Genomic DNA, 25,432 nt, shown 5'->3' with positions numbered 1-25,432 from the left:
CTGCCCTCGCCGTTCGGATCAGAAGTGGATGCCAATCGTACGTAGCGAATGGTACGGAAATGTGGCCGGGTTACCAGATACCAAAGTCACGATGTCGATTCGGGCTCGGATGTGTCGTCGTTGAGCTTGACCGCCTTCTCGGCCGCTTCGGCGGCCGCGCTGCCCGGCCGTTTGCGCTGCACCCAGCCCTCGATGTTGCGTTGCGGACCGGCGGACACCGCCAGTGCGCCCGGGGGGACGTCGTCGCGGACCACGGTTCCCGCGCCGGTGTACGCGCCGTCGCCTACCGTCACCGGGGCGACGAACATGGTGTCCGACCCGGTGCGCACGTGCGAGCCGATCGTGGTGCGCCGCTTGCTGGTGCCGTCGTAATTGACGAAGACGCTGGACGCTCCGATGTTGCTGTGCTCGCCGATGTCGGCGTCGCCGACGTAGGTCAGGTGCGGAACTTTCGTGCCGGCGCCGATCGTCGAGTTCTTGGTCTCGACGAACGCGCCGAGCTTGCCTTCGTCGCCCAACACCGTCCCGGGCCGCAGGTAGGTGAAGGGGCCGACCGTGGCGCCGGCGCCGATGGCCGATGAGGTGCCGTGGGTGCGCACCACCGATGCGCCGTCGCCGACGGTGACGTCGGTGAGCGTGGTGTCCGGGCCGACGACGCAGTGGCCAGCGATCTGGGTGCGGCCCAGCAGTTGCGTGCCCGGGTGGATGACGGTGTCGCGCCCGATCGTGACGTCGACGTCGATCCAGGTGGTCGCGGGGTCGACGATGGTCACCCCGGCCATCTGGTGGGCGGCGACGATCCGGCGGTTGAGTTCGGCGCCCAGTTGTGCGAGCTGGACGCGGTTGTTGACGCCGGCGACCAGGGCGCTGTCGTCGACGCGCTGGGCATGGACGGCCTGCCCGTCGCCGCGCAGGATCGAGATCACGTCGGTCAAGTAGAGCTCCCGCTGGGCGTTGTTGGAGCTCAGCCGGCTGAGCGCGGAGCGCAGCGCGGCGACGTCGAAGGCGTAGACGCCGGCGTTGACCTCGCGGATTTCCCGCTGGAAGGGTGTCGCGTCGGCGTGTTCCACGATCGCGGTGACCTCGTTGTCCTGGGTGCGCAGGATGCGGCCGTACCCGGTGGGGTCGGCAAGCGTCGTGGTGAGCACGGTCGCGGCGGCCGACCCCGCGTTGTGGGTCGCGATCAGGTCGGCCACGGTGTCGGAGTCCAGCAGCGGCGTGTCACCCGAGGTCACGACGACCACGCCGGCGTAGTCCTCGGGCAGCGCGGACAGGCCGCACAACACCGCGTGGCCGGTGCCGAGCGGCCGGTCCTGCAGGGAGACCTCGATGCCGCGCCCCAGGTCGTCGGCCCACTCGGCGACCAGCGGGGAGATGCGCTGGTGGTCGTGTCCCAGGACCACCACCAGGTGTTGCGGCGCGACCTTGGTGATCGCGTGCAGCAGGTGGGACAACATGCTGCGACCGGCGAGCGTGTGCAGCACCTTGGGGGTGTCCGACCGCATCCGGGTGCCGGGCCCGGCCGCGAGCACCAGGACCGCGGTATCACCACGAGACGCCATCAACTCTCCTCAACCCCGGCGTGCGCGCTGGCACGACGACACGCCGTCAAGCGTGGCACTTCACCTGATGTTGACGCAAAGACCGCGCCCCGGGCGATCACTGCCCTCAGTATGGAAACCGCCGCCTCGAATTCGTGCATAGGCCCCACACTCGAAGCCAAGCTCCGTCGCCAGGACTCGAACCTGAACTATCTGAACCAAAATCAGAGGTGCTGCCGATTACACCACGACGGATTGCCGGCCCTTTGGGCCCGCGCCACCAACAGACTTTAGACGGTATGCGGGCCGATCGCGGCGCCGAGGGAAAGACGGGCGGTTCGGTGCGGGCGACCCTATACGCTGATTGACGTGGCTGTTCTCGATAAGGAGCCGGACAAAGAGGCACGCGCGCCGCGCGCCCGGATGACCGGTACCGAGCGCCGACAACAACTCATCGGCATCGCACGCTCGCTGTTCGCCGAACGCGGTTATGAGGGCACCTCCATCGAGGAGATCGCGCTCCGCGCCAACGTGTCCAAGCCGGTCGTCTACGAGCACTTCGGCGGCAAGGAGGGGCTGTACGCCGTGGTCGTCGACCGCGAGATGTCGGCACTGCTGGACGGCATCACCTCGTCGTTGACCAACAACCGTTCCCGGGTCCGGGTCGAGCGAGTCGCGCTGGCGCTGCTCACGTACGTCGAAGAGCGCACCGACGGCTTCCGCATCATGATCCGCGACTCACCGGCCGCGATCAGCTCGGGCACCTACTCCAGCCTGCTCAATGACGCCGTCAACCAGGTCAGCTCCATCCTGGCCGGCGACTTCGCCCGCCGCGGCCTTGATCCCGAGCTGGCGCCGTTGTACGCCCAGGCGCTGGTGGGCTCGGTGTCGATGACGGCGCAGTGGTGGCTCGATACGCGTGAGCCCAAGAAAGAAGTGGTCGCGGCGCACCTGGTCAACCTGATGTGGAACGGGCTGACCCACCTGGAAGCCGACCCCCGGCTGCAGGACGACGGGTAGAGATTCGCCCGGCGGGCGTGACGTCACGGCGGTTCCCGCCTGGGGAGTTTATTCGGTCAGCGTCACACCCACCGCGACAATCGGCCGGGGAAATTGCTCTGCGGCGCAAGCTTCGTCGAGCGCATCCTCGATGACGGCGGCCAGCTCGTCGACACCGAGTTCCGAATCGCCAGCAACGTACGGGCCGGCCTGGTCACCGCCTACGTGCACTTCGGTCAGGATGAGGCCGTGCCGGGCGCGGACGTCCGCCATGGCGGCAATCGTCCGGCGGATTTCCCCGCCGTAGCGGGCCCGGGCGCCGTCCCGGGGACCGGGAGAATCCAGCCGGCAGTACAGGCCCACCAGGTCGAAGGTGGGGCGCGCCCGGCCCCGCCGTCGTGGGCCGGCGACGTGGGGAGCCGCGAGGGGAGAGTCCAGCACGATACGCCCGACACCGACGCCCACCGCGTCGCGCAACAACTCGGGCGATCCCGGGTGCGCGACGATGCGTGCCGGGTCCGTCCCCGCGGCGAGGGCGACCGCCAACTCGGCGCCCGAGCGGACGCTGATACCGAGGCGCTCTTTGCGCGCCATGCGCGCGACTTCGATGGTCAGCGGCGACCGTCCGAAGTGGACGACGCGCGCACCCCGCAGCGTTTTGCGCCAACGGCGGGCGCGATCGCGGAAATCGGCCTCGGCGGCCACGCCGGCCGGGGCGTGCGGTCCGGCGCCGGCGCACAGCGGGGGCACCGCGTCACCGATGGAGGGCAGGAGGTCCAGCAAAGTCATGAGTCCAACGTGCGCCCGCGTCGGGTCGGGGGCGCTCTTCCTAACGATCCCTTGACGGCGGCAGGCTCAAAATTGACGAATTCTGGCGCCCCTAGAATGGATTCATCATGACCGCACCGGGGCCTGCTCGCCCAGAACTCCCGATCGCGGGGCTCGTTGAATTGGCGCTCACCGCGCCGACCTTCCAGCAACTGATCGAAAGCGCGGCCGAGCGACCGGCCGAGCTGCACCTGGTGGGTCCTGCCAGCGCGCGGCTTTTCGTCGCCAGCGCGCTGGAGCGGTTGGGTCCTCTGCTGGTAGTCACCGCGACCGGGCGTGAAGCCGATGACCTGACCGCCGAACTGCGCGGCGTCTTCGGCGACGCCGTGGCGGCCTTCCCGTCCTGGGAGACCCTGCCGCACGAGCGGCTCTCTCCGGGAGTCGACACCGTCGGCGCCCGGCTGACGGTGCTGCGGCGGCTGGCTCATCCCGACGACGCGCGGTTGGGCCCACCGCTGCGCGTCGTGGTGACCGCGGTGCGCTCGCTGCTGCAGCCGATGACCCCGCAGCTGGGCCTGCTCGAGCCGGTGACATTCAGCGTCGGCCAGGAGATCGCCTTCTCCGAGGTCGTCGCCCGGTTGGTCGAGCTGGCCTACACGCGGGTCGACATGGTCGGCCGGCGCGGTGAATTCGCCGTGCGCGGCGGGATTCTCGACGTCTTCCCGCCGACCGCCGAGCACCCGGTGCGCATCGAGTTCTGGGGCGACGAGGTCAGCGAGATGCGGATGTTCTCCGTCGCCGACCAGCGCTCCATACCCGAGATCGAGGTGGAGACGGTCATCGCGGTGGCCTGCCGCGAACTGCTCCTGACCGACGACGTGCGGGAGCGGGCCGCCGCGCTGGCCGCCCGGCATTCCGGGGCCGAGCCCGCCATCACCGGCAGCGTCACCGACATGCTGGCCAAGCTGGGCGAGGGCATCGCGGTCGACGGCATGGAGGCGCTGCTGCCGGTCCTGCGGCCCGGCGAACACGTGCTGCTGACCGACCAACTGGCCGAGGGCACTCCGGTGCTGCTGTGCGACCCGGAAAAAGTGCGCACCCGGGCCGCCGACCTGATCAAGACCGGCAGCGAGTTCCTCGAGGCGTCCTGGTCGGTCGCGGCGCTGGGCACCGACGCCCCCGTCGACGTCGCGCAGTTCGGCGGGTCGGGGTTCGCCGAGCTGGACGACGTGCACGCCGCGGCGGCGCGCTCGGGTCATCCCTGGTGGACGTTGAGCCAGTTGTCCGACGAGTCGGCGATGGAGCTGGACATTCGGGCGGCGCCGTCGGCCCGCGGGCATCAGCACGACATCGACGGGATCTTCGCGATGCTGCGCGCCCACGTATCGACCGGCGGCTACGCCGCGGTCGTCGCCCCTGGCGCCGGCACCGCCCATCGCGTCGTCGAGCGGCTGGCCGACTCCGACACCCCCGCGGCGATGCTGGAACCGGGCGCGGCCGATACCACGCTCAAACTGGGGATCGTCAGCGTCCTCAAGGGCCCGCTGCACGACGGCGTCGTGATCCCGGGCGCCAACCTGGTCGTCATCACCGAGACCGACCTGACCGGCAGCAGGGCCACCGCCGTCGAGGGCAAGCGGCTGGCGGCCAAGCGGCGCAACACCGTCGATCCGTTGGCGCTGACGGCCGGGGACCTGGTGGTGCACGACCAGCACGGCATCGGCCGGTTCGTCGAGATGACGGAACGCACGGTCGGCGGTGCCCGGCGCGAGTACCTGGTGCTCGAGTACGCGTCGAGCAAGAGGGGCGGTGGGTCCGACAAGCTGTATGTGCCGATGGACTCGCTGGACCAGCTGTCCCGGTACGTCGGCGGGCAGGCGCCCGCGCTGAGCAAGCTGGGCGGCAGCGACTGGGCCAACACCAAGACCAAGGCCCGCCGCGCCGTGCGCGAGATCGCCGGCGAGCTCGTCGCGTTGTACGCGAAGCGGCAGGCCAGCGCCGGGCACGCCTTCGCCCCGGACACCCCGTGGCAGGCGGAGATGGAGGACGCGTTCGGCTTCACCGAGACCGTCGACCAGCTCACCGCGATCACCGAGGTCAAGGCCGACATGGAGAAGCCGGTCCCGATGGACCGGGTGATCTGCGGCGACGTCGGCTACGGCAAGACCGAGATCGCGGTGCGCGCGGCCTTCAAGGCCGTCCAGGACGGCAAGCAGGTCGCCGTGCTGGTGCCGACCACGCTGCTGGCCGACCAGCACCTGCAGACATTCACCGACCGGATGGCCGGCTTCCCGGTGACGGTCAAGGGGCTATCCCGGTTCACCGACAACGCCGAGTCCCGCGCCGTGATCGAGGGCCTGGCCGACGGGTCGGTGGACGTGGTGATCGGCACGCACCGGCTGCTACAGACCGGGGTGCGCTGGAAGGACCTGGGCCTGGTCGTTGTCGACGAGGAGCAGCGGTTCGGCGTCGAGCACAAGGAACACATCAAGTCGCTGCGCACCCACGTCGACGTGCTGACCATGAGCGCCACCCCGATCCCACGCACGCTGGAGATGAGCCTGGCCGGGATACGCGAGATGTCGACCATCCTGACCCCGCCCGAAGAGCGCTATCCCGTGCTGACCTACGTCGGGCCGCAGGACGACAAGCAGGTGGCGGCCGCCCTGCGGCGCGAGCTGTTGCGCGACGGGCAGGTCTTCTACGTGCACAACCGGGTGAGCTCCATCGACCGGACGGCGGCCCGGATCCGCGAGCTGGTGCCGGAGGCGCGGGTGGTCGTCGCGCACGGGCAGATGCCCGAGGAGCGGCTGGAACGCACCGTGCAGGGGTTCTGGAACCGCGAATACGACATCCTGGTGTGCACGACGATCGTGGAGACCGGGCTGGACATCTCCAACGCCAACACGCTGATCGTCGAGCGCGCCGACACCTTCGGGCTTTCGCAGCTGCACCAGCTGCGCGGCCGGGTGGGGCGCAGCCGCGAGCGGGGTTATGCCTACTTCCTGTATCCGCCGCACGCCCCGCTGACCGAGACGGCTTACGACCGGTTGGCGACCATCGCGCAGAACAACGAGCTGGGCGCGGGCATGGCGGTCGCGTTGAAAGACCTCGAAATCCGTGGCGCCGGCAACGTGCTGGGCGTCGAGCAGTCCGGCCACGTCGCCGGGGTCGGGTTCGACCTGTACGTGCGGCTGGTGGGTGAGGCCGTGGAGGCCTACCGGGCGGCGGCTGACGGCCAGACCGTCACCACCGCCGAGGAGCCCAAGGATGTGCGGATCGACTTGCCGGTGGACGCCCACCTGCCGCCGGACTACATCGCCAGCGACCGGCTGCGGCTGGAGGCCTATCGGCGGCTGGCCGCGGCGGGCTCGGACGGCGAGATCGCGGCCGTGATCGAGGAACTCGTCGACCGCTACGGTGCGTTGCCCGAACCGGCCCTGCGCCTGGTGGCGGTCGCGCGGTTGCGGCTGCTTTGCCGCGCCGCCGGCATCACCGAGGTGTCGGCCCCGTCGGCGGCGACGGTGCGGCTTTCGCCGATAACGCTGCCCGATTCGGCCCGGGTGCGCCTCAAGCGGATGTATCCGGCCGCGGGCTACCGCGCCACCACCTCCACCGTGCAGGTGCCGATCCCGCGGGCCGGCGGCGTCGGCGCGGCGCGCATCCGCGACGTCGAGTTGGTGCAGATGGTGGCCGATCTGGTCACCGCACTGCAAGGAAAACCACAGATAGACATTGGTATAACGGGTGCGTCACCGGCACAGCGAAGCGATGAGGAGATGGCGACATGATCGTCGTCTTGTTCGACCCGCGCCGCCCGTCGCTGGTGCCCGTGGAGGCCATCGAGCACCTGGGCGGGGAGGTGCAGTACACCGAGGAGATGCCCGTCGCGGTGCCGTGGTCGCTGCCCGCGGCGCGCCCGGCGCACTCCGGCGATGACGCGCCGGTGCTTTTGTCGTCGGACCCCGAGCATCCCGCGGTCACCTCCCGGCTCGCGGCCGGCGCCCGGTTGATCTCCGCGCCGGAGACGCCCCGCGGCGAACGACTGGTCGACGTGGTCGCGATGATGGACAAACTGCGCACCGCCGGCCCATGGGAGAGCGAACAAACCCACGACTCGCTGCGCAGGTTCCTGCTCGAGGAGACGTACGAAGTGCTGGACGCGGTCCGCAGCGGCAACGCCGAGGCGCTGCGCGAGGAACTCGGCGACGTGCTGCTGCAGGTCCTCTTCCACGCCCGCATCGCCGAGGACGCCCCGCAGCTCCCGTTCACCATCGACGACGTCGCCGTCACGCTGATGCGCAAGCTGGGCAATCGGGTGCCAGGTGTGCTTGCGGGTCAAACCATTTCGCTCGAAGAGCAGCTGGCGCAATGGGAAGAGCGCAAGGCGGCGGAAAAGCCGCGCAAGTCGGTGATGGACGACGTGCACACCGGCCAACCGGCACTGGCGTTGGCGCAGAAGGTGATTCAGCGTGCCGAGAAGGCGGGACTGCCGGCCGATCTCGTCCCCGCCGAGATCACCTCCGTCTCGGTGTCGGCCGACGGCGACGCGGAAGGCGCGCTGCGCGCGGCGGTTCTTCAGTTCGTGGACGCGGTCCGCGGGGTGGAGCGGGCGATCGCCGCTACCCGCCGCGGCGACGGCGTCCCGGAGGAGCTCGACGTGGCCCCGCTCGGCGAGGTCACCGAGGACGAGTGGCGGGCGCACTGGCCCACCGACATGCCCGCGGGCGACGCCACGGCCGAAGCCGACTGACCAACGCAACCGGGCAGCACCGCGACCCATGGGACGATGGTTGTGCGAAGTTGGTGCAGGGGAGTCGAGGGAGCTTTAACCAGCATGGTGTCGCCGAGGCGTTGGTTGCGCGCGGCCGCCGTGATAGGCGCGACCGCGATGCTGCTGGCCTCCAGTTGCACGTGGCAGCTCAGCCTGTTCATCCCGGAGGGCGTCCCGCCGCCTGCCGGGGCTCCGGTGCCGCCGGTGGACACGCACGCCAGCGGTAGACCCGCGGACCAGCTTCGGGCCTGGGCCGAACAGCGCTCCCCGACCCTGGAGATCCCGGTGATCGCGCTGGAGGCCTACGCCTACGCCGCCCGGGTCGCCGAGGTCGAGAACCCGAAGTGCCACATCGCGTGGACCACGCTGGCGGGCATCGGGCAGGTCGAGAGCCACCACGGCACCTATCGCGGCGCGCGGCTGGCGCCCAACGGTGACGTGAGCCCCCCCATTCGCGGTGTCCGCTTGGACGGCAGCGGGGGCACCCTGCGCATCGTCGACAGCGAGGAACCGGTGACCGACGACGACGGGGTGGTGCGGGCCATGGGGCCGATGCAGTTCATCCCCGAGACCTGGCGGTTGTACGGCGTCGACGCCCACAACGACGGCCGCGTCAGCCCCGACAACATCGACGACGCCGCGCTCGCGGCCGCGGGTTACCTGTGTTGGCGGGGAAAGGATCTGGGGACGCCGCGCGGCTGGATTACCGCGCTGCGGGCCTACAACAACTCCGGCGTCTACGCGCGAGCGGTGCGCGACTGGGCGACCGCTTATGCGGCGGGTCACCCGCTGTAGCAGGATGTATCAGGCTCTACGCTAACGGCGGCGAGGCCGGCACCAGCTACAACGCAAGGAGAAACTCAGTGCCGATTATCGAGCAGGTCGGGGCCCGCGAGATCCTCGATTCCCGCGGTAACCCGACGGTCGAGGTCGAGATTGCCCTGATCGACGGAACTTTTGCCCGCGCGGCGGTGCCGTCCGGCGCGTCGACCGGTGAGCACGAGGCCCATGAGTTGCGCGATGGCGGTGAGCGTTACGGCGGCAAGGGCGTGCAAAAGGCGGTGCAAGCCGTTCTCGACGAGATCGGCCCGGCGGTGATCGGGCTCAACGCCGACGACCAGCGGCTGGTGGACCAGGCGCTCGTCGACCTGGACGGCACCCCCGACAAGTCCCGGCTGGGCGCCAACGCGATCCTGGGCGTCTCCCTGGCCGTCGCCAAAGCGGCCGCCGACTCAGCCGAGCTGCCGCTGTTCCGCTATGTCGGCGGACCCAACGCCCACATCCTGCCGGTGCCGATGATGAACATCGTCAACGGCGGTGCGCACGCCCACACCGCTGTCGACATCCAGGAGTTCATGGTGGCCCCGATCGGCGCCCCCAGCTTCACCGAGGCGCTGCGCTGGGGCGCCGAGGTGTACCACTCACTCAAGTCGGTGCTGCAAAAGCAGGGGTTGAGCACCGCCCTGGGTGACGAGGGCGGCTTCGCGCCCGACGTGGCGCACACCAAAGCCGCCCTGGACCTGATCTGCCAGGGCATCGAGTCGGCCGGCCTGAAACTCGGCGCCGATGTGGCGCTGGCCATCGATGCGGCGGCCACCGAGTTCTATAACAAGGGCACCGGATACATCTTCGAGGGCAGCACCCGCAGCGCCGAGCACATGGCGGAGTTCTACGCCGATCTGCTCGGCTCCTACCCGCTGATCTCGATCGAAGACCCGCTCTCCGAAGACGATTGGGATGGCTGGGCGGCGTTGACGGCGGCGATCGGCGACCGCGTGCAAATCGTCGGCGACGACATCTTCGTCACCAATCCGGAGCGCCTCGAAGAAGGCATCGAGAAAGGTGTCGCAAACGCGTTGCTGGTCAAGGTGAACCAGATCGGCACGCTGACCGAGACTCTCGATGCGGTTGCGCTGGCGCACCACAGCGGGTACCGCACGATGATGAGCCATCGCAGCGGCGAGACCGAGGACACCACGATCGCCGACCTGGCGGTTGCCGTCGGCAGCGGGCAGATCAAGACCGGTGCACCCGCCCGCAGTGAGCGTGTCGCCAAGTACAACCAGCTGCTGCGGATCGAGGAGGCGCTGGGCGACGCTGCTCGTTACGCCGGCGACCTGGCGTTCCCGCGGTATGCGCCGGAGGCCAAATAGCTTGCCCGCCAAGCCGGATCCGAAACGGCGCTCCCCGGCATCGCGTCCGGGGAAGGCCGGGGATTCGGTTCGGCGCCGCCGCACGGCCAAGCCGTCTTCCAAGCCGTCCCAAACCGCGAAGCAGCCCGGCGCGAGGTCGGTCGAGCATGTCGTCGAGCCCATCAAGCGACAGGCGGTCGAATCGGTCGAACAGCGGTCCGAGCAGCGGCTGGGATTCACCGCGCGGCGGGCGGCGGTGCTCGCCGCGGTCGTCTGCGTGCTGACGCTCACCATCGCCGGCCCGGTGCGGACCTACTTCGCACAGCGCACGGAGATGAATCAGTTGACGGCGAGCGAAGCCGCGTTGCGCGCTCAGATCGCCGAACTCGAGCAGAAGAAGGCCAAACTCGGCGACCCGGCCTACATCGCCGCGCAGGCCCGCGAGCGGCTCGGCTTCGTGAAGCCGGGCGACATCCCCTTCCAGGTCCAGCTGCCGCCGACCGCGGCGACACCTTCCGAGCCCGGAAGCCAGGCGGCGAAACCCGCCAACACCGATCCCTGGTACACGTCGCTCTGGCACACCATCGCCGACGCGCCACACCTGCCGCTGGCCAATGTTCCCCCGGCCGGAGGCCCGCCCGCCCCGTCGGAACCGGGCCCAGCCGGTCCCGTTCCGCCGGGCCCAGCGAACCCCACGGCGCCCGGTGGTTGATCGTGCCGACCTGGAGGCCGTGGCGCGTCAGCTCGGGCGGGAGCCGCGCGGCGTGCTCGAGATCGCCTACCGCTGCCCCAACGGCGAGCCCGGCGTGGTGAAGACCGCACCGAGACTTCCTGACGGAACGCCATTTCCGACGCTGTACTACCTGACACATCCGGTGTTGACCGCGGCCGCGAGCAAGCTGGAAACGACGGGCCTGATGCGTGAGATGACCGAGCGGCTGCGGCATGACCCGCAGTTGGCGGCCGCGTACCGGCGGGCGCACGAGTCGTATCTGGCCGAACGGGACGCGATCGAACCGCTGGGCACAACGTTTTCCGGCGGCGGAATGCCGGACCGGGTCAAGTGCCTGCACGTGCTGATCGCGCACTCGCTGGCCAAGGGGCCCGGTTGCAATCCACTCGGTGACGAGGCGCTGGCGATCCTGGCCCCCGAACCTTCAATGTCGGGTGTTCTGCCGGCGGGCCAATGGTGAGCAGACTCGCCGGAATCGACTGCGGCACCAACTCGATTCGTTTACTGATCGCCGATGTGAGCGACGGCCGGCTGCGCGACGTGCATCGGGAGACCCGGATCGTGCGGCTGGGGCAGGGCGTCGATGCGACGGGCGAGTTCGCGCCGGAGGCGATCGCCCGAACCCGCGGCGCTCTGACCGATTACGCGTCGCTGCTCGAGCGCCACGGCGTCGAGCGGGTGCGGATGGTGGCCACGTCGGCCGCGCGCGACGTCGCCAATCGTGATGTCTTCTTTGCGATGACGGCCGATGTGCTGGGCGCTGTGGTGCCGGGCGCGGTGGCGGAGGTGATCACCGGCGCCGAAGAGGCGGCGCTTTCCTTCCGTGGAGCCGTAGGCGAATTGGACCCTGCTGCAGGGCCTTTCGTGGTGGTCGACCTCGGCGGCGGTTCTACCGAGATCGTAGTCGGCGGCGACGCGGTGGTGGCGAGCTACTCGGCCGACATCGGTTGCGTCCGGCTGACCGAACGCTGCCTGCATTCGGACCCGCCGACGCCCGACGAGGTGGAGGCGGCCCGCGCGGTGGTACGTGAACGTCTTGAGGTCGCGCTGGGCGTCGTGCCGGTGGAGGGGGCGCGGACCTGGGTCGGGCTGGCCGGGACGATGACCACGCTGTCCGCGCTGGCCCACCACATGACGACGTATGACTCTGCGGCCATTCATCTTTCGCGGGTCCCCGGCGGCGATCTGCTGGCGGTGTGCGAGCGGTTGATCGCGATGCCCCGATCCGAACGTGCGGCGCTGCCGCCGATGCACGAGGGCCGTGCCGACGTGATCGGCGGGGGTGCGATCGTGGTCGAGGAGTTGGCGCGCGAGTTGCGCGCCCGCGCCGGCATCGACGAGCTGACCGTCAGCGAGCACGACATCCTGGACGGCATCGTGCTGTCGATCGCGGAGTAAGTCACAGCCGCCACTTGCGTTTCCGCGCCGGAGGGCTCGACGATTTGCCCGCCTCACAGCGACAACGCCGGGTGTCACACGGGTATGCGATGGTGCGGCGATGAACCTTCAGGGAATCGAACTGCGTTATGTGCTCACGACGTACCTCGCCCACAATGGGCCGGCGACCATCGGCGAAATGATCGAAGCTCTCACCCGGCAGGGTTTTCAGGTCCCCGGTCGGGCCTCGAAGGTCATCTCGGACGCCTTGCGTTGGGAGATCGGCCGAGAAAGGGTGCGTCGCGTCGGCCGCGGACGCTACGGACCGAGGTCCATCCCACGCTCCACCGAGCACCGAATCCATCAGCGCGTGCTGGCTCTGCGTGAGGCGGCGCGTTGTCGCTATGAGGCGGGCAAATCGTCGAGTCCTCCGACGCAGATTCACGAGTGACGGATGTGACCACAATCCCGACAGCGCTCACGCCTCGAACCGATACCCCATGCCCGACTCGGTCAACAGATGCTTGGGGTGCGACGGGTCGTCCTCGAGCTTTCTTCGCAGCTGCGCCAAATACACTCGCAGGTAATGCGTTTCGGTGGCGTACGCCGGGCCCCATACCTCTTTGAGGAGCTCTTCGCGGCCGACCAGCTTGCCCCGATTGCGTACCAGCACTTCGAGCATTCCCCATTCGGTCGGGGTGAGATGGACCTCGGCGTCGTTCTTGGTGACCTTCTTGGCGGCCAGATCGACGGTGAACGCCTCCGTCTCGATCACCGGCTGCTCCAGCTCGGACGCCGCGGCATTGCGCCGGACGGCCGCCCGCAACCGGGCCAAAAACTCGTCCATCCCAAAGGGTTTCGTGACGTAGTCGTCGGCCCCGGCGTCGAGGGCCTCCACCTTGTCCGACGAGTCGGTACGCGCCGACAACACGATCACCGGCGCCGTGAGCCAGCCGCGCAGGCCGGCCAGCACCTCGATACCGGAGATGTCGGGCAGGCCCAGGTCGAGGATCACCACGTCGGGTTTGTGCTCGGCGGCCGCCCGCAGCGCGCCCGCACCGCTCGAGGCGGTGATCACTTCGTATCCACGCACGGACAAGTTGATCCGCAGCGCCCGCAGGATCTGCGGCTCGTCGTCGATCACCAACACCCGAGTCATCGCTCACCCATCGGTTTCGGGGCAGCCAACTCCACCGTCACGGTCAGCCCGCCGCCCGGAGTGTCACCGGCCGCAATGGTGCCACCCATGGCTTCGACGAAGCCTCGCGCAACCGACATGCCCAGACCCACCCCCGTGCTGTTGTCGTGATCGCCGAGGCGCTGGAATGCCTCGAAGATCTGCTCCTCGGTCCCGTGCGGAACGCCGGGACCCTCGTCGATGACGTTGATCAGAACCCGATCGCCCACCCGCCCCGCGTTGACCCGAACCACACAGTCGGGCGCATACCGCAGCGCGTTGTCGATCAGGTTGGCGAGAACGCGTTCCAGCAGCCCTGGGTCGGCCAGGGCCACGGCGTCGCCCACGTCGACCTTGACCCGATCGATGGCTGAGCGGTAGAAGCCCGTGGCGCCCTTGCCGATGCTGATCAGCGCCCGTTGCACCGTTTCCTCCAGGTACACCCGGTGCAGGTCGGGGTGCACGACGCCGGCGGCCAGGCGCGACGAATCCAGCAGGTTTCCGACCAGCGCGGTCAGCTGGTCGATCGACTCCTCGATGGTGGCCAGCAGTTCCGCCGTGTCGGCGGGCGAAAAAGCGACGTCCTCGGCGCGCAGGCTGGACACCGCGACCTTGGCCGCGGCCAGCGGCGTGCGCAGGTCGTGGCTGACCGCCGACAGCAGGGAGCGCCGCAACTCGTCGGCCCGCACGATCGCCTCGGCCCGGCTGGCCTCCTCGGCCAGCTCGCGCTGCCGGATCAGACCCGCGGCCTGCTTGGCCACCGCGCTGAGCACTCGGCGGTCGCGCGCCGAAAGCTTCCTGCCCGCCAGCAACATCCAGAACTCGTCGTCGCCGACCTCGATCGCGGTGTCGGCGGAATCGACGGTGGCACAAGGATCCCTGCCCACGCAGGCGACGATGTCGGCCTTTCTGCCGCCGGCGCGATCCTCCTCGCCGGGTTCGCGCAGCATGCTGACCGCGCGTTGCGAGTAGGTCTCGCGGACCCGCTCGAGCAGCGTCTCGAGATCGGCGCCGCGCAGCACCGAGCCCGCGAACAGGATCAGCAGCTCGGCCTCCTGGGAGGCACGACGGGCTTCCCGGGTGCGTTTGGTCGCGCCGTCGACCAGCACCGCGACCGCGAGCGCGACCAGCAGCAGCACCAGTTCGGTGACGGCGGCATCGGGTTCGGCGATGGTGAAGGTGTGCCGGGGGGCGGTCAAAAAGTAGTTCAGCAGCAGGCTGGACAGCACCGCCGAGACTACAGCCGGGGCAACGCCTCCCAGCAGTCCGACCAGCAGCACTCCGACGAAGAACAGTGCGCTGTCGCCGCTGGTGCCCAGATATGGGTCGAGCGCTGTCACGATCACCGCGCAGATGGCCGACGGCACGATGATGGCCGCCAGCCATGACGCCACCCGCCGCTCGTTGGGCGCCAGTGACGCCGCGCGGAAGCCGCGTTTGGATTCCTCGTGGGTGACCAGGTGCACGTCGATCTTGCCCGACTGCTCGACGATCCTCGCGCCGATGCCCTCCTCGAAGATGCGCGTCCACCGCGACCGACGCGAGGTGCCGATCACCAGCTGGGTAGCGTTCATCTCGCGGGCGAAATCCAGTAGCGCGGTAGGGATGTCGTCACCCACCACGGTGTGCAGCGAGGCGTCCAGGCTGCTCGCCATCTCGCGGATCTTGGCCATCCGCGCCTCCGACAGCCCGGCCAGCCCGTCACCGCGGATGACGTGCACCACCATCAACTCGGCGCTGGACTTCGAGGCGATCCGGGATGCCCGTCGCACCAACGTCTCCGACTCCGTGCCGCCGGTGACGGCCACCACCACCCGCTCGCGGGCCTCCCATATCTCGGTGATCTTGTTCTCGGCGCGGTACTTCGCCAGCGCGGTGTCGACCTGGTCAGCCAGCCAGAGCAGCGCCAGTTCCCTTAACGCGGTGAGGTTTCCGCGCCGGAAATAATTGGACAGGGCCGCATCGATCCGTTCCGAGGCGTACACATTCCCGTGGGAGAGCCTGCGGCGCAACGCCTCAGGTGTGATGTCGATCAGCTCGACCTGCGAGGCTTGCCTGACGATGGAATCCGGGATTGTCTCTTTTTGTTCGATACCGGTGATTTGGGCGACCACATCGTTGAGGCTTTCCAAATGCTGGACATTGACCGTGGAGATCACCGTGATCCCGGCGTCGAGCAGTTCCTCGACATCCTGCCAGCGCTTGGCGTTCTTGCTGCCCGGGGTGTTGGTGTGCGCGAGCTCGTCGACGAGGACGACTTGGGGCCTGCGCGCGAGGACGGCCGGAACGTCGAGTTCGGGGAAGCTGCCGCCGCGATATTCGATGTAGCGCGGCGGAACGAACTCGATGCCCTCAAGCAGCTCAGCGGTTTTCGCCCTGCCGTGCGTCTCGATCACGCCGGCCACGAGGTCGGTACCGCGTTCGAGCCTGCGATGAGCCTCGCCCAGCATCGCGTACGTCTTGCCCACCCCCGGAGCGGAGCCGAGGTAAATCCGCAGCTCGCCGCGCTTGGGACGGTGGTCAACGACACTCACGTCAACCATCATCCCCCCATCGCGCTAGCTCGAGACCGGATATTTGTGATCGAGTGCCAGGTTGAGTTGCAACACATTGACGCACGGTTCACCGAAAAACCCGAGGGTGCGGCCGCTTCGATTCTGCGCCAACACCGCACGTATCTGATCGGGGCTGACATGCCGGGCCTTGGCGACCCTGGCCACCTGGAGGTCGGCGTAGGCCGGCGAGATGTCGGGGTCCAGGCCGCTGCCGCTGGCGGTGACGGCGTCGGCGGGCACGGCCGGGTCGGCGGGTGCGGCGCCGCGGATGGGCACTATCTGGCCGCTCGTGTAGTCCTCGCCGTACTTGGCGCATTCGACCCGCACACCCTCGTAGAGGGTCAGGAACGGCGTCGCCGCCTTGCACGGCTCGTTGACACTGACCACCCGGGAGGGGTGAACGACGTTCCCCCGGGCGTCGCGGGGCCCGATCACCGACAGGACGGCACCCACGCCGCTGCCCGTGCAGAATGGCCGCGAACCGTCGACCCCTTCGAGTTGGCCCACCGCTGCGCTGCGCGAACAGACCGTTGTCAGCAGGCTCGGCTTGAAGCCCGCATCCGATGCGGACTTGCCGGCCGCCAGTTGGGCCGGGTCGGCGGGGGTGTCGACGATGCTTTCCGGCCCGAGGTTGCTCGCGCCCGACGACAGCGGGTCGTAGCCATTGCCGGCCGCCGAGGGCCGGCTCTGAAAGTACTGGGGCAGCGGGTTGCCGTCCTTATCGGTGAACAGCTGACCGATCAGCCGACTGCCGACCGGCTTCCCATCGGCGGTGAGGATCGACCCTTCGGCCTTGTCGTGCAGCCCCGGTATCTGCGCGACCAGCCAGACGAACAGCGGGTAGGCGATGCCGGTGATCACGGTGAGCACCAGCAGCGCGCGTAAGGCCGCCCAATGCATGCGAACGAAACTCGAGAAGCTCATGTCAGGACATCCCGGGGACGAATTGGACGATTAGGTCGATCAGTTTGATTCCGACGAACGGGGCGACGATGCCGCCCAGGCCATAGATATATAGGTTGCGGCTCAACAGCTTTGACGCGCTACTCGGTGTGTAGCGCACGCCGCGCAGCGACAACGGGATCAGCGCCACGATCACCAGCGCGTTGAAGATCACCGCGGACAGGATCGCCGACTCCGGGCTGTGTAGCCGCATGATGTTGATCGTGTCCAGCCCGGGGAAGAGCGCGACGAACATGGCCGGGATGATCGCGAAGTACTTTGCGATGTCGTTGGCGATCGAGAAGGTGGTCAACGCTCCGCGGGTGATCAGCAGCTGCTTGCCGATCTCGACGATCTCGATGAGCTTGGTCGGGTCGGAATCGAGGTCGACCATGTTGCCCGCCTCTTTGGCGGCCGAGGTACCGGTGTTCATCGCGACGCCCACGTCGGCCTGAGCCAGGGCCGGCGCGTCGTTGGTGCCGTCGCCGGTCATCGCGACCAGCTTGCCGCCCTCCTGCTCCCGCTTGATCAGCTCGAGTTTGTCCTCGGGCGTCGCCTCGGCGAGAAAGTCGTCGACGCCTGCCTCGTCGGCGATCGCCCTGGCGGTCAAGGGATTATCGCCGGTGATCATCACCGTCCGAATTCCCATCCTGCGCATCTCGTCGAATCGATCGCGCATGCCTTGCTTGACGACGTCCTTGAGGTGGATGACGCCGAGCACCGCGGCCTCGCCGTCACGGCTCTCCCCGACGACGAGTGGGGTGCCGCCGCCGGCGGAGATGCCATCGACGAGCTCGCCGAGCTGCTGGGGAACCTTTCCGCCCTGGCCGCGCACCCACTCCGCGACGGAGCTGGCCGCACCCTTGCGCAGCAGGTGCCCATCGATGTCGACGCCCGACATCCGGGTGGCGGCCGAGAAACTCACCCAATGGGCGTGTGAGAGTTCACCGGGAGTGCGGGCGCGCAGCCCGAAGTGCTGTTTGGCGTACACGACGATCGAGCGCCCCTCGGGCGTTTCGTCGGCAAGGCTCGACAACTGCGCGGCATCGGCCAGCTGTTCATCGGTGACACCGTCGAGGGGGACGAAGGCGGCGGCCTGCCGATTGCCGAGGGTGATGGTCCCGGTCTTGTCGAGCAGCAACGTGTTGACGTCACCGGCGGCTTCGACCGCGCGTCCGGACATGGCGAGCACGTTGCGTTGGACCAGCCGGTCCATGCCGGCGATGCCGATCGCAGAGAGCAGCGCGCCGATGGTCGTCGGGATGAGACAGACCAGCAATGACACCATCACGATCCCGGTGACACCATTCGCGTTGAGCGCCTGGGTGTCTGGGACGCCGGGATTGTTCATCTTCGAATAGATGGCCAACGGCTGAAGAGTGGCGACGGCGAAAACGAAGATGATCGTCAACGCGGCCAACAGAATGTTCAGCGCGATCTCGTTGGGGGTCTTCTGCCGGTTGGCGCCCTCGACGAGCGCGATCATCCGATCGATGAAGCTCTCGCCGGGCTTTTGGGTGATCCGCACGACGATGCGGTCGCTGAGCACGGTGGTTCCGCCGGTGACCGCCGAGCGGTCACCACCGGACTCGCGGATTACCGGTGCGGACTCACCGGTGATGGCCGACTCGTCCACGGAGGCAATGCCTTCGACGACGTCGCCGTCACCCGGGATGACCTGTCCCGCCTCGACCACGACGACATCACCCTGCTGCAGGAGCGGCGCCGCGACCTCTTCCTCGACGGCCGGGGCACCCGGCCGGTAATCCTTGAGTCGTCGCGCCAACGTCTGACTCTTGGCGCGGCGCAGCGTTTCCGCCTGGGCCTTGCCGCGACCTTCGGCCACCGCCTCCGCGAGGTTGGCGAAAAAGACCGTGAGCCATAGCCACACCACGATCAACCATGCGAACCAGGTCGGGTTGATGATGGCCAGTGCGGTGCTCCAGGTGGCGCCGATCTCGACGATGAACATCACCGGGTTGCGCCACAAGGTACGCGGGTCGAGTTTGCGCAGGGCGTCCGGCGTCGACTTCCACAACATCCTCGGATCGAGCAAACCGCCTTGCACCCGTTTATTGTTCGCGGCGGGCTGTGACTGCTCAGCCAGGTCGACGGTCGGGGCGGTCATCAGTGAATTCCTTCGGCGAGAGGTCCGAGCGCCAGCATGGGCAGGAAGGTGAGGGCGACGAGAATCAGAGTCACCCCGGCGACCATTCCCACGAATTGTGGCCGATGGGTGGGCAGCGTCCCGGCCGATTCCGGTGTCTGACCCTGGTTGGCGAGCGAGCCGGCCAGCGCCAGCACGAGCACGATCGGCAGGAATCTGCCGAAGACCATCGCCAGGCCGAGGGCGGTGTTGTACCAGTTGGTGTTGACGCTGATCCCGGCGAATGCCGACCCGTTGTTGTTAGCCGCGGAGGTGAACGCGTACAGCACCTCCGACAAGCCGTGCGGTCCGGAGTTCAGCATGCCGGCGCGTTCGCCGGGCAGCGCCATCGCGATTGCGGTTCCGGTCAGCACGATCAGCGGCGTAACCAGGAAATAGCTTGCCGCGAGCTTGATTTCGCGTGGATTGATCTTCTTGCCGAGATATTCGGGGGTACGGCCGACCATCAGCCCCGCGACGAACACGGTGATCACCGCCAGGATCAGCATTCCGTACAAGCCGGACCCGGTGCCGCCGGGCGCGACCTCGCCGAGCTGCATGTTGAACATGGTCATCATGCCGCCGAGGCTGGTGTAGGAATCGTGGAAGGAGTCGACGGCACCGGTGGAGGTGAGCGTCGTCGAGTCGGCGAACACCGCGGAGTTGGCGACGCCGAACCGTTGCTCGACCCCCTCCATCGCCGAGCCGACCGCGGTCGGCACCGTGCCGTGGTGCCGCAATTGGAACCACATCATGAAGGTCACGCTGATCGCGTACAGCGAAGCCATGACCGATGCGATCGCATACCCCTGCTTCTTGCTGCCCACCATGCGCCCGAACGTGCGTGGCAGCGAGAAGCTGATCACCAGCAATAAGAAGATTTCCAGCCAGTTGGTCCACGCGGTCGGGTTCTCAAACGGGTGGGCGGAATTCGCGTTGTAGAAGCCGCCGCCGTTGGTGCCCAGTTCCTTAATGGCCTCCTGGCTGGCCACCGGGCCGCCGGTGATCGTCTGCTGCGCCCCGTTGAGGGCGGTGACGACCTGGTCGTTCAAGTGGAAGTTCTCAATCGCACCTCCCGCGATGAGCAGGAGCGCGCCCAGGGTCGCGATGGGCAGCAGAATCCGCAGCGTGCCGCGCACCAGGTCGACCCAGAAGTTCCCCAGTTCGCCTGTGCGCGTGCGTGCGAATCCCCGCACCAGCGCGATCGCCACCGCCATGCCGACGGCGGCGGAAACAAAGTTCTGCACCGCGAGGCCGGCCATCTGGACCAGGTGGCCCTGTGTCGATTCGCCGGAATAGGCCTGCCAGTTGGTGTTGGTGACGAAGCTGACGGCGGTGTTCCATGCCAGGGCCGGCGTCATCTTGGTGGCAGGGTCATGCAGATGCAGCGGCAATGTGCCTTGCACGAGTTGGAACACGAATAAAAAGAGGATGCTGATCGACGAGAACGCCAGCACACTGCGCGCGTAGGCGCCCCAGGTTTGCTCCGAGCGCGCGTCAACCCCGACTAGGCGGTAGATCACCCGCTCGGCGTAACCGTCCTTCCTCGATGTGTAGACCCGATACATGTAGTCGCCCAAGGGCACATGCACCGCGACCAGGGCCACGACAAGGACGGCCAGAAAGACCAGCCCTGCGGTTGTTTCGCCCATCAAAACCGCTCCGGGAAGAGCAGAGCGCAGCCGAGAAATAAGGCGAGAAGGACGGAAAGCACTAAGCCGACGATGTTTTCGTAGTTCACAGCCGCTCGACCAACTTCTGCACCAGGCCAAGGACGGCGAACACCGCCACCGTGAGCAGGACGAAAGCCACTACACCCATTCCGAGCCCATCTTGTCTCCGTTCCGCGCCCATCGCGTGCATACGAAAGGACCTCATCGAGGCAGCCACAGCGCTATCTCGGAGGCAAGTTCAGCTTGAAATTAGCTGGCACCGCGGGGCTAGGGCCTTTGGTTGACACTTTCCTAACGGTGCCGCGGGGCGCCTTTACGGTTTCTTAACGCCCGCCGGCACGCGAAAAACCGTGTGACTATCCGGCCTCGGCGCCCGGGCCATCGATCATCGGAATCCGGACCCGGAAAACCGTTCTGCCCTCGCTGGATTCGGCGGTGACCGAGCCGTGGTGGGCCTTGACGATCGAATTGACGATGGCCAGGCCGAGCCCGGTGCCCGAGCTGTTGAGCCTGGAGTTGTCCGCCCGGGCGAACCGTTCGAACAGGCGGGGGAGAAGCTCCGGGTCGATGCCGGGGCCGTCGTCGGCGACGGTCAGTTCCACCGACGGCGCCTCGGGCCCGTCGCGGTGGCAGGTGATCCCGGTTGTCACGGTGACCCCGGGCGGGGTGTGCACCCGAGCGTTGTGCAGCAGGTTGCTGACGAGCTGATGCAACCGCGCATGATCCCCGCGAACCCACACCGGCTCGTCGGGGAGGTCCTTCACCCAATGGTGCGTCGGCGCCGCGACCGCCGCGTCGTTCACGGCGTTGACGACGAGGTCGGCCAGGTCGACGTCCTCGCTTTGCAGGTCTTGTCCTTCGCCCAGGCGGGAGAGCAGTAGCAGCTCGTCAACAAGCAGCGTCATGCGCCGCGCTTCGGACTCGATGCGAGCCAGCGCGTATTCGGTAGTCGGCGGCAGCTCCGAGCTGTCTTGGCGGGTGAGTTCGGCGTATCCCTGGATCGCCGCCAGCGGGGTCCGCAGCTCGTGGCTGGCGTCGGTGATGAATTGCCGCATCCGCAGGTCGGATTCGGCGCGCTGCGCCAGCGCACTATCCACGTTGTCCAGCAACCGATTCAAGGTGTGGCCGACGATGCCGACCTCGTTCTGCTGGTTGGTGTCCTTGGGCCGCACCCGGACGCTGATGCGATGGTCGTCGTCGGTCAGCGGCATGGCGGCGACGTCGGCGGCGATACCGGCCAGCCGGCGCAACGGTCGGAGGGTGTAACCGACGACCCAGAAGGTGAGGCCGGCGGTGACCGCCAACGCCGCCGCGATGAGCAGGGTGGTGGTGACCTGTTTGCGGGCGATGATTCGGTCGGCGAGGTTCAGCGACACCCCGGCAACCAGCACGTCCGGTCCATCGACGTGGCTCTTGAGCCGATAGAAGCCCAGGCTGCCCAGGTTTTCGGTTCGTGGCGGGCCGTTTGCCCACGACTGCGCCTCGATGGTGCGGACCACGTCGGGGGGTGCGGGCCGTGCTTCGGCTTCCGAGAAGACCGCCGACCCGATCGCGGTGCCGTTGTGCAGCACCACGATCAGGTTCCCCGGCGTCTGATCGGTGAACTGCAGCATCGCATCCGTCAGTGGCTTGGCCCCGCCGGCCGGGTCCTGTTCGCCCCTAAGGTATTTCGTGTACGAGTGGCCCAACGCGTCCAAAGACTCGGCGACGTCGGCGTCGCTCATCGCGGTAACGTAGCCGCGCAGGCTCAGCACGGACACGATCCCGACCGTCATCAACACGACGCTGACTACTGCCAATACGCCCAATAGCAGCTGGCGGCGTAACGAACGGGGTAGCCAACGCGGAAGGTCCCCGGACATGGCGTCCCGGTCCTGGCTCATTCCGTGGGCCGCAGCATGTATCCAACACCGCGCACGGTGTGAATCATCGGTTCGCGGCCGGAGTCGATCTTCTTTCTCAGATACGAGATGTAGAGATCGACGATGCTGGTGCGCCCGGCGAAGTCGTAGTTCCAGACGCGGTCGAGGATCTCGCTGCGGCTCAGCGCGCGACGGGGATTGCGCATCAGGAAGCGCAGCAGTTCGAACTCGGTCGAGGAAAGCGAGATCTGTGTGCCGTCGCGGGTCACTTCGCGGCTGGCGGTGTCGAGTCTCAGGTCGCCGACTTTGAGGGTCTCGGCGGCCGGGGGCGACTGCTGGCCGGAACGGCGCAGCAACCCGCGTAGCCGGGCAACGAGCTCCTCGAGGCTGAACGGCTTGGTCATGTAGTCGTCGGCGCCGGCGGTCAGACCGGTGACCCGATCCATTACCGAGTCCCGCGCGGTGAGGAAGAGCGTTGGGGTGTAGGCGTCGGACTGGCGAATGCGTTCCAGGATTCGCAGCCCGTCCACGTCGGGAAGCATGATGTCGAGCACGAGCACGTCGGGGCTGACCTTGTCGAACTTGGCGAGGGCCTCGCGCCCGTTGTGGGCGATGTCGACAACCCATCCCTCATAGTGGAGCGCCATCTTCACCAGATTGGTCAGCGCCGGCTCGTCATCGACCAGCAGGACCCTGATCGGTGACCCGTCGGCACGGTAAATCCTGGGCAGCTGCCCCAGGATGGCCTGGCGAGGGCGTTGGCCACCCGCGTAACCCGACATTGCGGTCATGTTCCTACATTCTGGCAAGCCACACACCTAACTGTCACGAAGTTCATAGGACGCTCAAATGTTGCGGGCGGGGCGAGTCACCGCGAAGGCACTCAAATATGAGTTTTATATGAGTCACATCAGCCAGCTTGAGATGAGCTGATTTGCCAAAAAGCCGGATTCGCACCGCCGTTGGTTTGATCTGCCGACCAATTCCAGGCGATATGTACAAATCCCGCCGCGGGAGAACGGGTTTGACTTCTTTGCAAGGCGCTGCATTTCGTCGTATGTGGTGACAGGTGAATGCGTAGCCTCGATGCGGAGGACGACGGAGTCCTGACTCGCGTACCAAAACTGGCTGCGTGGAACGCTTTTCGCAATTTCGGGCTCGTTGGCGCAATACTCACGGCGCCGCCGCGTCGGCAAACTAGTTAAAGGAAAGTAATGGATTTTGGCGCGTTGCCGCCGGAAGTCAACTCCGGTCGGATGTATCTGGGGCCCGGGCCAGCGACGCTGCTGGCCGCCTCGGCGGGATGGGACTCACTGGCCCTCGAGTTGAACTCGGCCGCCGGCGCATATGAATCGGTGATCACGACCTTGATTCAAGAGTGGGCGGGCCCGACGTCGATGTCGATGGCCGCCGCGGTCGCGCCCTACGTGGTGTGGCTGCGGGCCACCGCCGAGCTGTGTGAGCAGTCGGCGGTCCAGGCCACGGCCGCCGCGGCGGCCTACGAAGGGGCGTATGCGATGACGGTGCCGCCGCCGCTCATCGCGGCCAACCGTGCGCGACTCATCGCGTTGATCGCCACCAACTTCCTCGGGCAGAACACGCCGGCGATCATGGCCACCGAGGCCGAGTACAGCGAGATGTGGGCCCAGGACGCCACCGCGATGTACACCTACGCCGCCAGCTCGGCGTCCGCCGCGGCCTTCGGCGCGTTCGCGCCACCGCCCCGGACGACCAATCAGGGCGGGGTGGCCGGCCAAGCCGGTGCCGTAACCCAGGCGACCGGCGCCCAGGCCGGCAGCACCGCCCAGACGGCTTCGGCGCACCTGATGTCGTCGGTGCCGCAGGCGCTGCAGAGCCTGTCGACCCCGGGATCGACGTCCGGCACCGGTTTGTCGCAGGCAGCGATGGGCACCGGGGCGTCACTCGGGTCGTCGGGGGCGTCCGCCCCGCTCAGTGCGCTGTCCAGCCTGACCGGTACCAGCAAGGGTGCCACCAAGACCGCGAACGCCGGCTTGGGCACCGCGTCCGGCCTGGCGTCCTCGCTCGGCGGGGTTGCCGCCTCCGGCGACGCGGCCGGGCTGTTTTCCGATGTGGCCGGCCTGGGCTCCGACGCCGCGGGCTTCGGGGCCGACGGCGGTGGAATCGGCATAGACCTCTACGGGTTGGGTCTCGATTACAAGGGGCTGGGCCTCGATTACCAAGGTTTGGCCCTCGATATGGAGGGCGCGGGCTCGATTTTGGGGGCGGAGGGCGCTTCCGGACCGCAAGCGTTGGGCGGCCTCGGAAACACGAGCTCGCTCGGGGGTCTCGGCGGGGGCACCGCGGCAAGCGTGGGTCAAGGAGCCTCGCTTGGGACCTTGTCGGTGCCGCCGGGCTGGGCCGGCGCGGCGTCGTCGGTGACGCCGCTGCCCGCCGCCAACGCCATGCCGAGCGGGTGGGGTGCCGCGACGACGCCGGCGCAGCCAGCCGGGATGTCCAGGCTGCCGCTGGGCGCCATGGTCGGCCGCGAGTCCGACGGTGCGGTTCACCGGATCGGGTTTCGTCCCTCACTCATCCCGCGTTCGCCGGTGGCCGGATAAGGCAGGGCCGCAAGGCATTCGAAACAAAAAGGGCCCGCACACCGTGGTGTGCGGGCCCTTTCGAGTGAAGACGCGGTGTCAGGCCCAGCTGGACCCGACGGCGCTGTCGGTGCTGGCCATGTTGCTGCCGGCGCTCTGCACCTTCTGCCCGTGGGCGTTGGCCTGCTCGTAGAT

20 protein-coding genes, 1 tRNA gene and 2 pseudogenes are annotated in these 25,432 nt (G+C 67.9%); 10 read left to right on the top strand and 13 right to left on the bottom strand.

What is annotated here, in order from left to right; translation table 11 throughout:
- Positions 1 to 86: 86 nt before the first annotated feature.
- Both glmU and A5773_RS14325 read right to left on the bottom strand, forming a co-directional pair.
- Positions 87 to 1,562, bottom strand: a complete 1,476-nt coding sequence (gene glmU, locus A5773_RS14330; RefSeq protein WP_067265336.1) for a bifunctional UDP-N-acetylglucosamine diphosphorylase/glucosamine-1-phosphate N-acetyltransferase GlmU — start codon at positions 1,560 to 1,562, stop codon at positions 87 to 89.
- Positions 1,563 to 1,724: 162 nt separating this feature from the next.
- Positions 1,725 to 1,796, bottom strand: a tRNA-Gln gene (locus A5773_RS14325).
- A gap of 168 nt (positions 1,797 to 1,964) precedes the next feature.
- On the opposite strand from A5773_RS14325, the gene A5773_RS14320 reads away from it, so the two are divergent.
- Positions 1,965 to 2,561, top strand: a complete 597-nt coding sequence (locus A5773_RS14320) for a TetR/AcrR family transcriptional regulator (protein ID WP_156622474.1) — start codon at positions 1,965 to 1,967, stop codon at positions 2,559 to 2,561.
- 69 nt (positions 2,562 to 2,630) lie between these two features.
- Here the strand turns inward: A5773_RS14320 and A5773_RS14315 are convergent.
- A pseudogene (locus tag A5773_RS14315) lies at positions 2,631 to 3,329 on the bottom strand (diaminopimelate decarboxylase); the annotation flags it as partial.
- Between the two features lie 107 nt (positions 3,330 to 3,436).
- On the opposite strand from A5773_RS14315, the gene mfd reads away from it, so the two are divergent.
- From mfd to A5773_RS14275, 8 genes are all read left to right on the top strand, one after another.
- Positions 3,437 to 7,099: a transcription-repair coupling factor gene (gene mfd / locus A5773_RS14310; protein ID WP_067791378.1), complete on the top strand. Its 3,663-nt coding sequence runs from the start codon at positions 3,437 to 3,439 to the stop codon at positions 7,097 to 7,099.
- The gene (locus A5773_RS14305; protein ID WP_067791375.1) at positions 7,096 to 8,061 is read left to right on the top strand and encodes a nucleoside triphosphate pyrophosphohydrolase; all 966 of its coding nucleotides are present in this window, start codon (positions 7,096 to 7,098) and stop codon (positions 8,059 to 8,061) included. The genes mfd and A5773_RS14305 overlap by 4 nt, the downstream gene beginning before the upstream one ends.
- Before the next feature lie 87 nt (positions 8,062 to 8,148).
- Complete coding sequence (locus A5773_RS14300) at positions 8,149 to 8,877, top strand: lytic transglycosylase domain-containing protein (RefSeq protein WP_156622475.1); 729 nt, start codon at positions 8,149 to 8,151, stop codon at positions 8,875 to 8,877.
- Positions 8,878 to 8,945: 68 nt separating this feature from the next.
- Positions 8,946 to 10,235 carry a phosphopyruvate hydratase gene (gene eno / locus A5773_RS14295; RefSeq protein ID WP_067265329.1) on the top strand — a complete coding sequence of 430 codons (1,290 nt, stop codon included), beginning with the start codon at positions 8,946 to 8,948 and terminating at the stop codon, positions 10,233 to 10,235.
- On the top strand, positions 10,216 to 10,926 hold the full coding sequence (locus A5773_RS14290) for a septum formation initiator family protein (RefSeq protein WP_369817363.1): 711 nt from the start codon (positions 10,216 to 10,218) through the stop codon (positions 10,924 to 10,926). The genes eno and A5773_RS14290 overlap by 20 nt, the downstream gene beginning before the upstream one ends.
- Complete coding sequence (locus A5773_RS14285; RefSeq protein ID WP_067264356.1) at positions 10,919 to 11,407, top strand: DUF501 domain-containing protein; 489 nt, start codon at positions 10,919 to 10,921, stop codon at positions 11,405 to 11,407. Before A5773_RS14290 ends, A5773_RS14285 begins: the two co-directional genes overlap by 8 nt.
- A complete protein-coding gene (locus A5773_RS14280) occupies positions 11,401 to 12,345 on the top strand; it encodes a Ppx/GppA phosphatase family protein (protein ID WP_066945039.1) in 945 nt (314 codons plus the stop codon). The genes A5773_RS14285 and A5773_RS14280 overlap by 7 nt, the downstream gene beginning before the upstream one ends.
- 100 nt (positions 12,346 to 12,445) lie before the next feature.
- Complete coding sequence (locus A5773_RS14275; protein ID WP_067264342.1) at positions 12,446 to 12,775, top strand: hypothetical protein; 330 nt, start codon at positions 12,446 to 12,448, stop codon at positions 12,773 to 12,775.
- A gap of 27 nt (positions 12,776 to 12,802) precedes the next feature.
- Here A5773_RS14275 and A5773_RS14270 read toward each other — a convergent pair whose 3' ends face one another.
- The 9 genes from A5773_RS14270 to A5773_RS14235 all read right to left on the bottom strand — a co-directional run bounded on the left by A5773_RS14270 (position 12,803) and on the right by A5773_RS14235 (position 23,470).
- Positions 12,803 to 13,483 carry a response regulator gene (locus tag A5773_RS14270; RefSeq protein WP_066954753.1) on the bottom strand — a complete coding sequence of 227 codons (681 nt, stop codon included), beginning with the start codon at positions 13,481 to 13,483 and terminating at the stop codon, positions 12,803 to 12,805.
- Entirely contained in the window at positions 13,480 to 16,047 is a 2,568-nt protein-coding gene (locus A5773_RS14265; protein ID WP_067264345.1) for a sensor histidine kinase KdpD, read from the bottom strand. Before A5773_RS14265 ends, A5773_RS14270 begins: the two co-directional genes overlap by 4 nt.
- A 12-nt stretch (positions 16,048 to 16,059) precedes the next feature.
- A complete protein-coding gene (locus A5773_RS14260; protein WP_067791371.1) occupies positions 16,060 to 16,980 on the bottom strand; it encodes a potassium-transporting ATPase subunit C in 921 nt (306 codons plus the stop codon).
- A 1-nt stretch (position 16,981) separates the two neighbouring features.
- Positions 16,982 to 19,126 carry a potassium-transporting ATPase subunit KdpB gene (gene kdpB, locus A5773_RS14255; RefSeq protein ID WP_067264352.1) on the bottom strand — a complete coding sequence of 715 codons (2,145 nt, stop codon included), beginning with the start codon at positions 19,124 to 19,126 and terminating at the stop codon, positions 16,982 to 16,984.
- Positions 19,126 to 20,796, bottom strand: a complete 1,671-nt coding sequence (gene kdpA / locus A5773_RS14250; protein WP_066954764.1) for a potassium-transporting ATPase subunit KdpA — start codon at positions 20,794 to 20,796, stop codon at positions 19,126 to 19,128. The genes kdpB and kdpA overlap by 1 nt, the downstream gene beginning before the upstream one ends.
- Complete coding sequence (gene kdpF, locus A5773_RS26770) at positions 20,796 to 20,885, bottom strand: K(+)-transporting ATPase subunit F (RefSeq protein WP_156659595.1); 90 nt, start codon at positions 20,883 to 20,885, stop codon at positions 20,796 to 20,798. Before kdpF ends, kdpA begins: the two co-directional genes overlap by 1 nt.
- The gene (locus A5773_RS26530; protein ID WP_231989234.1) at positions 20,882 to 21,022 is read right to left on the bottom strand and encodes a hypothetical protein; all 141 of its coding nucleotides are present in this window, start codon (positions 21,020 to 21,022) and stop codon (positions 20,882 to 20,884) included. The genes kdpF and A5773_RS26530 overlap by 4 nt, the downstream gene beginning before the upstream one ends.
- 151 nt (positions 21,023 to 21,173) lie before the next feature.
- Positions 21,174 to 22,700, bottom strand: a complete 1,527-nt coding sequence (locus A5773_RS14240; protein ID WP_066954767.1) for a cell wall metabolism sensor histidine kinase WalK — start codon at positions 22,698 to 22,700, stop codon at positions 21,174 to 21,176.
- Complete coding sequence (locus A5773_RS14235; protein WP_066954770.1) at positions 22,697 to 23,470, bottom strand: response regulator transcription factor; 774 nt, start codon at positions 23,468 to 23,470, stop codon at positions 22,697 to 22,699. The genes A5773_RS14240 and A5773_RS14235 overlap by 4 nt, the downstream gene beginning before the upstream one ends.
- A gap of 423 nt (positions 23,471 to 23,893) precedes the next feature.
- On the opposite strand from A5773_RS14235, the gene A5773_RS14230 reads away from it, so the two are divergent.
- Positions 23,894 to 25,258 (top strand): PPE family protein, encoded by a 1,365-nt coding sequence (locus A5773_RS14230; protein WP_067791369.1) that lies wholly within the window; start codon positions 23,894 to 23,896, stop codon positions 25,256 to 25,258.
- 78 nt (positions 25,259 to 25,336) lie between these two features.
- Here A5773_RS14230 and A5773_RS14225 read toward each other — a convergent pair.
- Positions 25,337 to 25,432: pseudogene (locus A5773_RS14225) on the bottom strand (type VII secretion protein EsxI); the annotation flags it as partial.

This window comes from Mycobacterium sp. 852014-52450_SCH5900713 (genome assembly GCF_001667075.1).
Taxonomy (GTDB): Bacteria; Actinomycetota; Actinomycetes; order Mycobacteriales; family Mycobacteriaceae; genus Mycobacterium.
The sequence above is the reverse complement of the archived record's forward strand: the minus strand, read 5'-3'. Positions and strand labels throughout refer to the sequence as shown.

Excerpts from the sequence above, each read along its gene's own strand:
- A5773_RS14235 (WP_066954770.1), bottom strand. The coding sequence starts at position 23,470 with ATGACCGCAATGTCGGGTTACGCGGGTGGCCAACGCCCTCGCCAGGCC.
- A5773_RS14260 (WP_067791371.1), bottom strand. The coding sequence starts at position 16,980 with ATGAGCTTCTCGAGTTTCGTTCGCATGCATTGGGCGGCCTTACGCGCG.
- kdpA (WP_066954764.1), bottom strand. The coding sequence starts at position 20,796 with ATGGGCGAAACAACCGCAGGGCTGGTCTTTCTGGCCGTCCTTGTCGTG.
- kdpB (WP_067264352.1), bottom strand. The coding sequence starts at position 19,126 with ATGACCGCCCCGACCGTCGACCTGGCTGAGCAGTCACAGCCCGCCGCG.
- A5773_RS14265 (WP_067264345.1), bottom strand. The coding sequence starts at position 16,047 with ATGATGGTTGACGTGAGTGTCGTTGACCACCGTCCCAAGCGCGGCGAG.
- A5773_RS14275 (WP_067264342.1), top strand. The coding sequence starts at position 12,446 with ATGAACCTTCAGGGAATCGAACTGCGTTATGTGCTCACGACGTACCTC.
- A5773_RS14240 (WP_066954767.1), bottom strand. The coding sequence starts at position 22,700 with ATGAGCCAGGACCGGGACGCCATGTCCGGGGACCTTCCGCGTTGGCTA.
- A5773_RS26530 (WP_231989234.1), bottom strand. The coding sequence starts at position 21,022 with ATGAGGTCCTTTCGTATGCACGCGATGGGCGCGGAACGGAGACAAGAT.
- A5773_RS14305 (WP_067791375.1), top strand. The coding sequence starts at position 7,096 with ATGATCGTCGTCTTGTTCGACCCGCGCCGCCCGTCGCTGGTGCCCGTG.
- A5773_RS14320 (WP_156622474.1), top strand. The coding sequence starts at position 1,965 with ATGACCGGTACCGAGCGCCGACAACAACTCATCGGCATCGCACGCTCG.
- A5773_RS14230 (WP_067791369.1), top strand. The coding sequence starts at position 23,894 with ATGGATTTTGGCGCGTTGCCGCCGGAAGTCAACTCCGGTCGGATGTAT.
- A5773_RS14280 (WP_066945039.1), top strand. The coding sequence starts at position 11,401 with ATGGTGAGCAGACTCGCCGGAATCGACTGCGGCACCAACTCGATTCGT.
- A5773_RS14270 (WP_066954753.1), bottom strand. The coding sequence starts at position 13,483 with ATGACTCGGGTGTTGGTGATCGACGACGAGCCGCAGATCCTGCGGGCG.
- A5773_RS14290 (WP_369817363.1), top strand. The coding sequence starts at position 10,216 with ATGCGCCGGAGGCCAAATAGCTTGCCCGCCAAGCCGGATCCGAAACGG.
- glmU (WP_067265336.1), bottom strand. The coding sequence starts at position 1,562 with ATGGCGTCTCGTGGTGATACCGCGGTCCTGGTGCTCGCGGCCGGGCCC.
- mfd (WP_067791378.1), top strand. The coding sequence starts at position 3,437 with ATGACCGCACCGGGGCCTGCTCGCCCAGAACTCCCGATCGCGGGGCTC.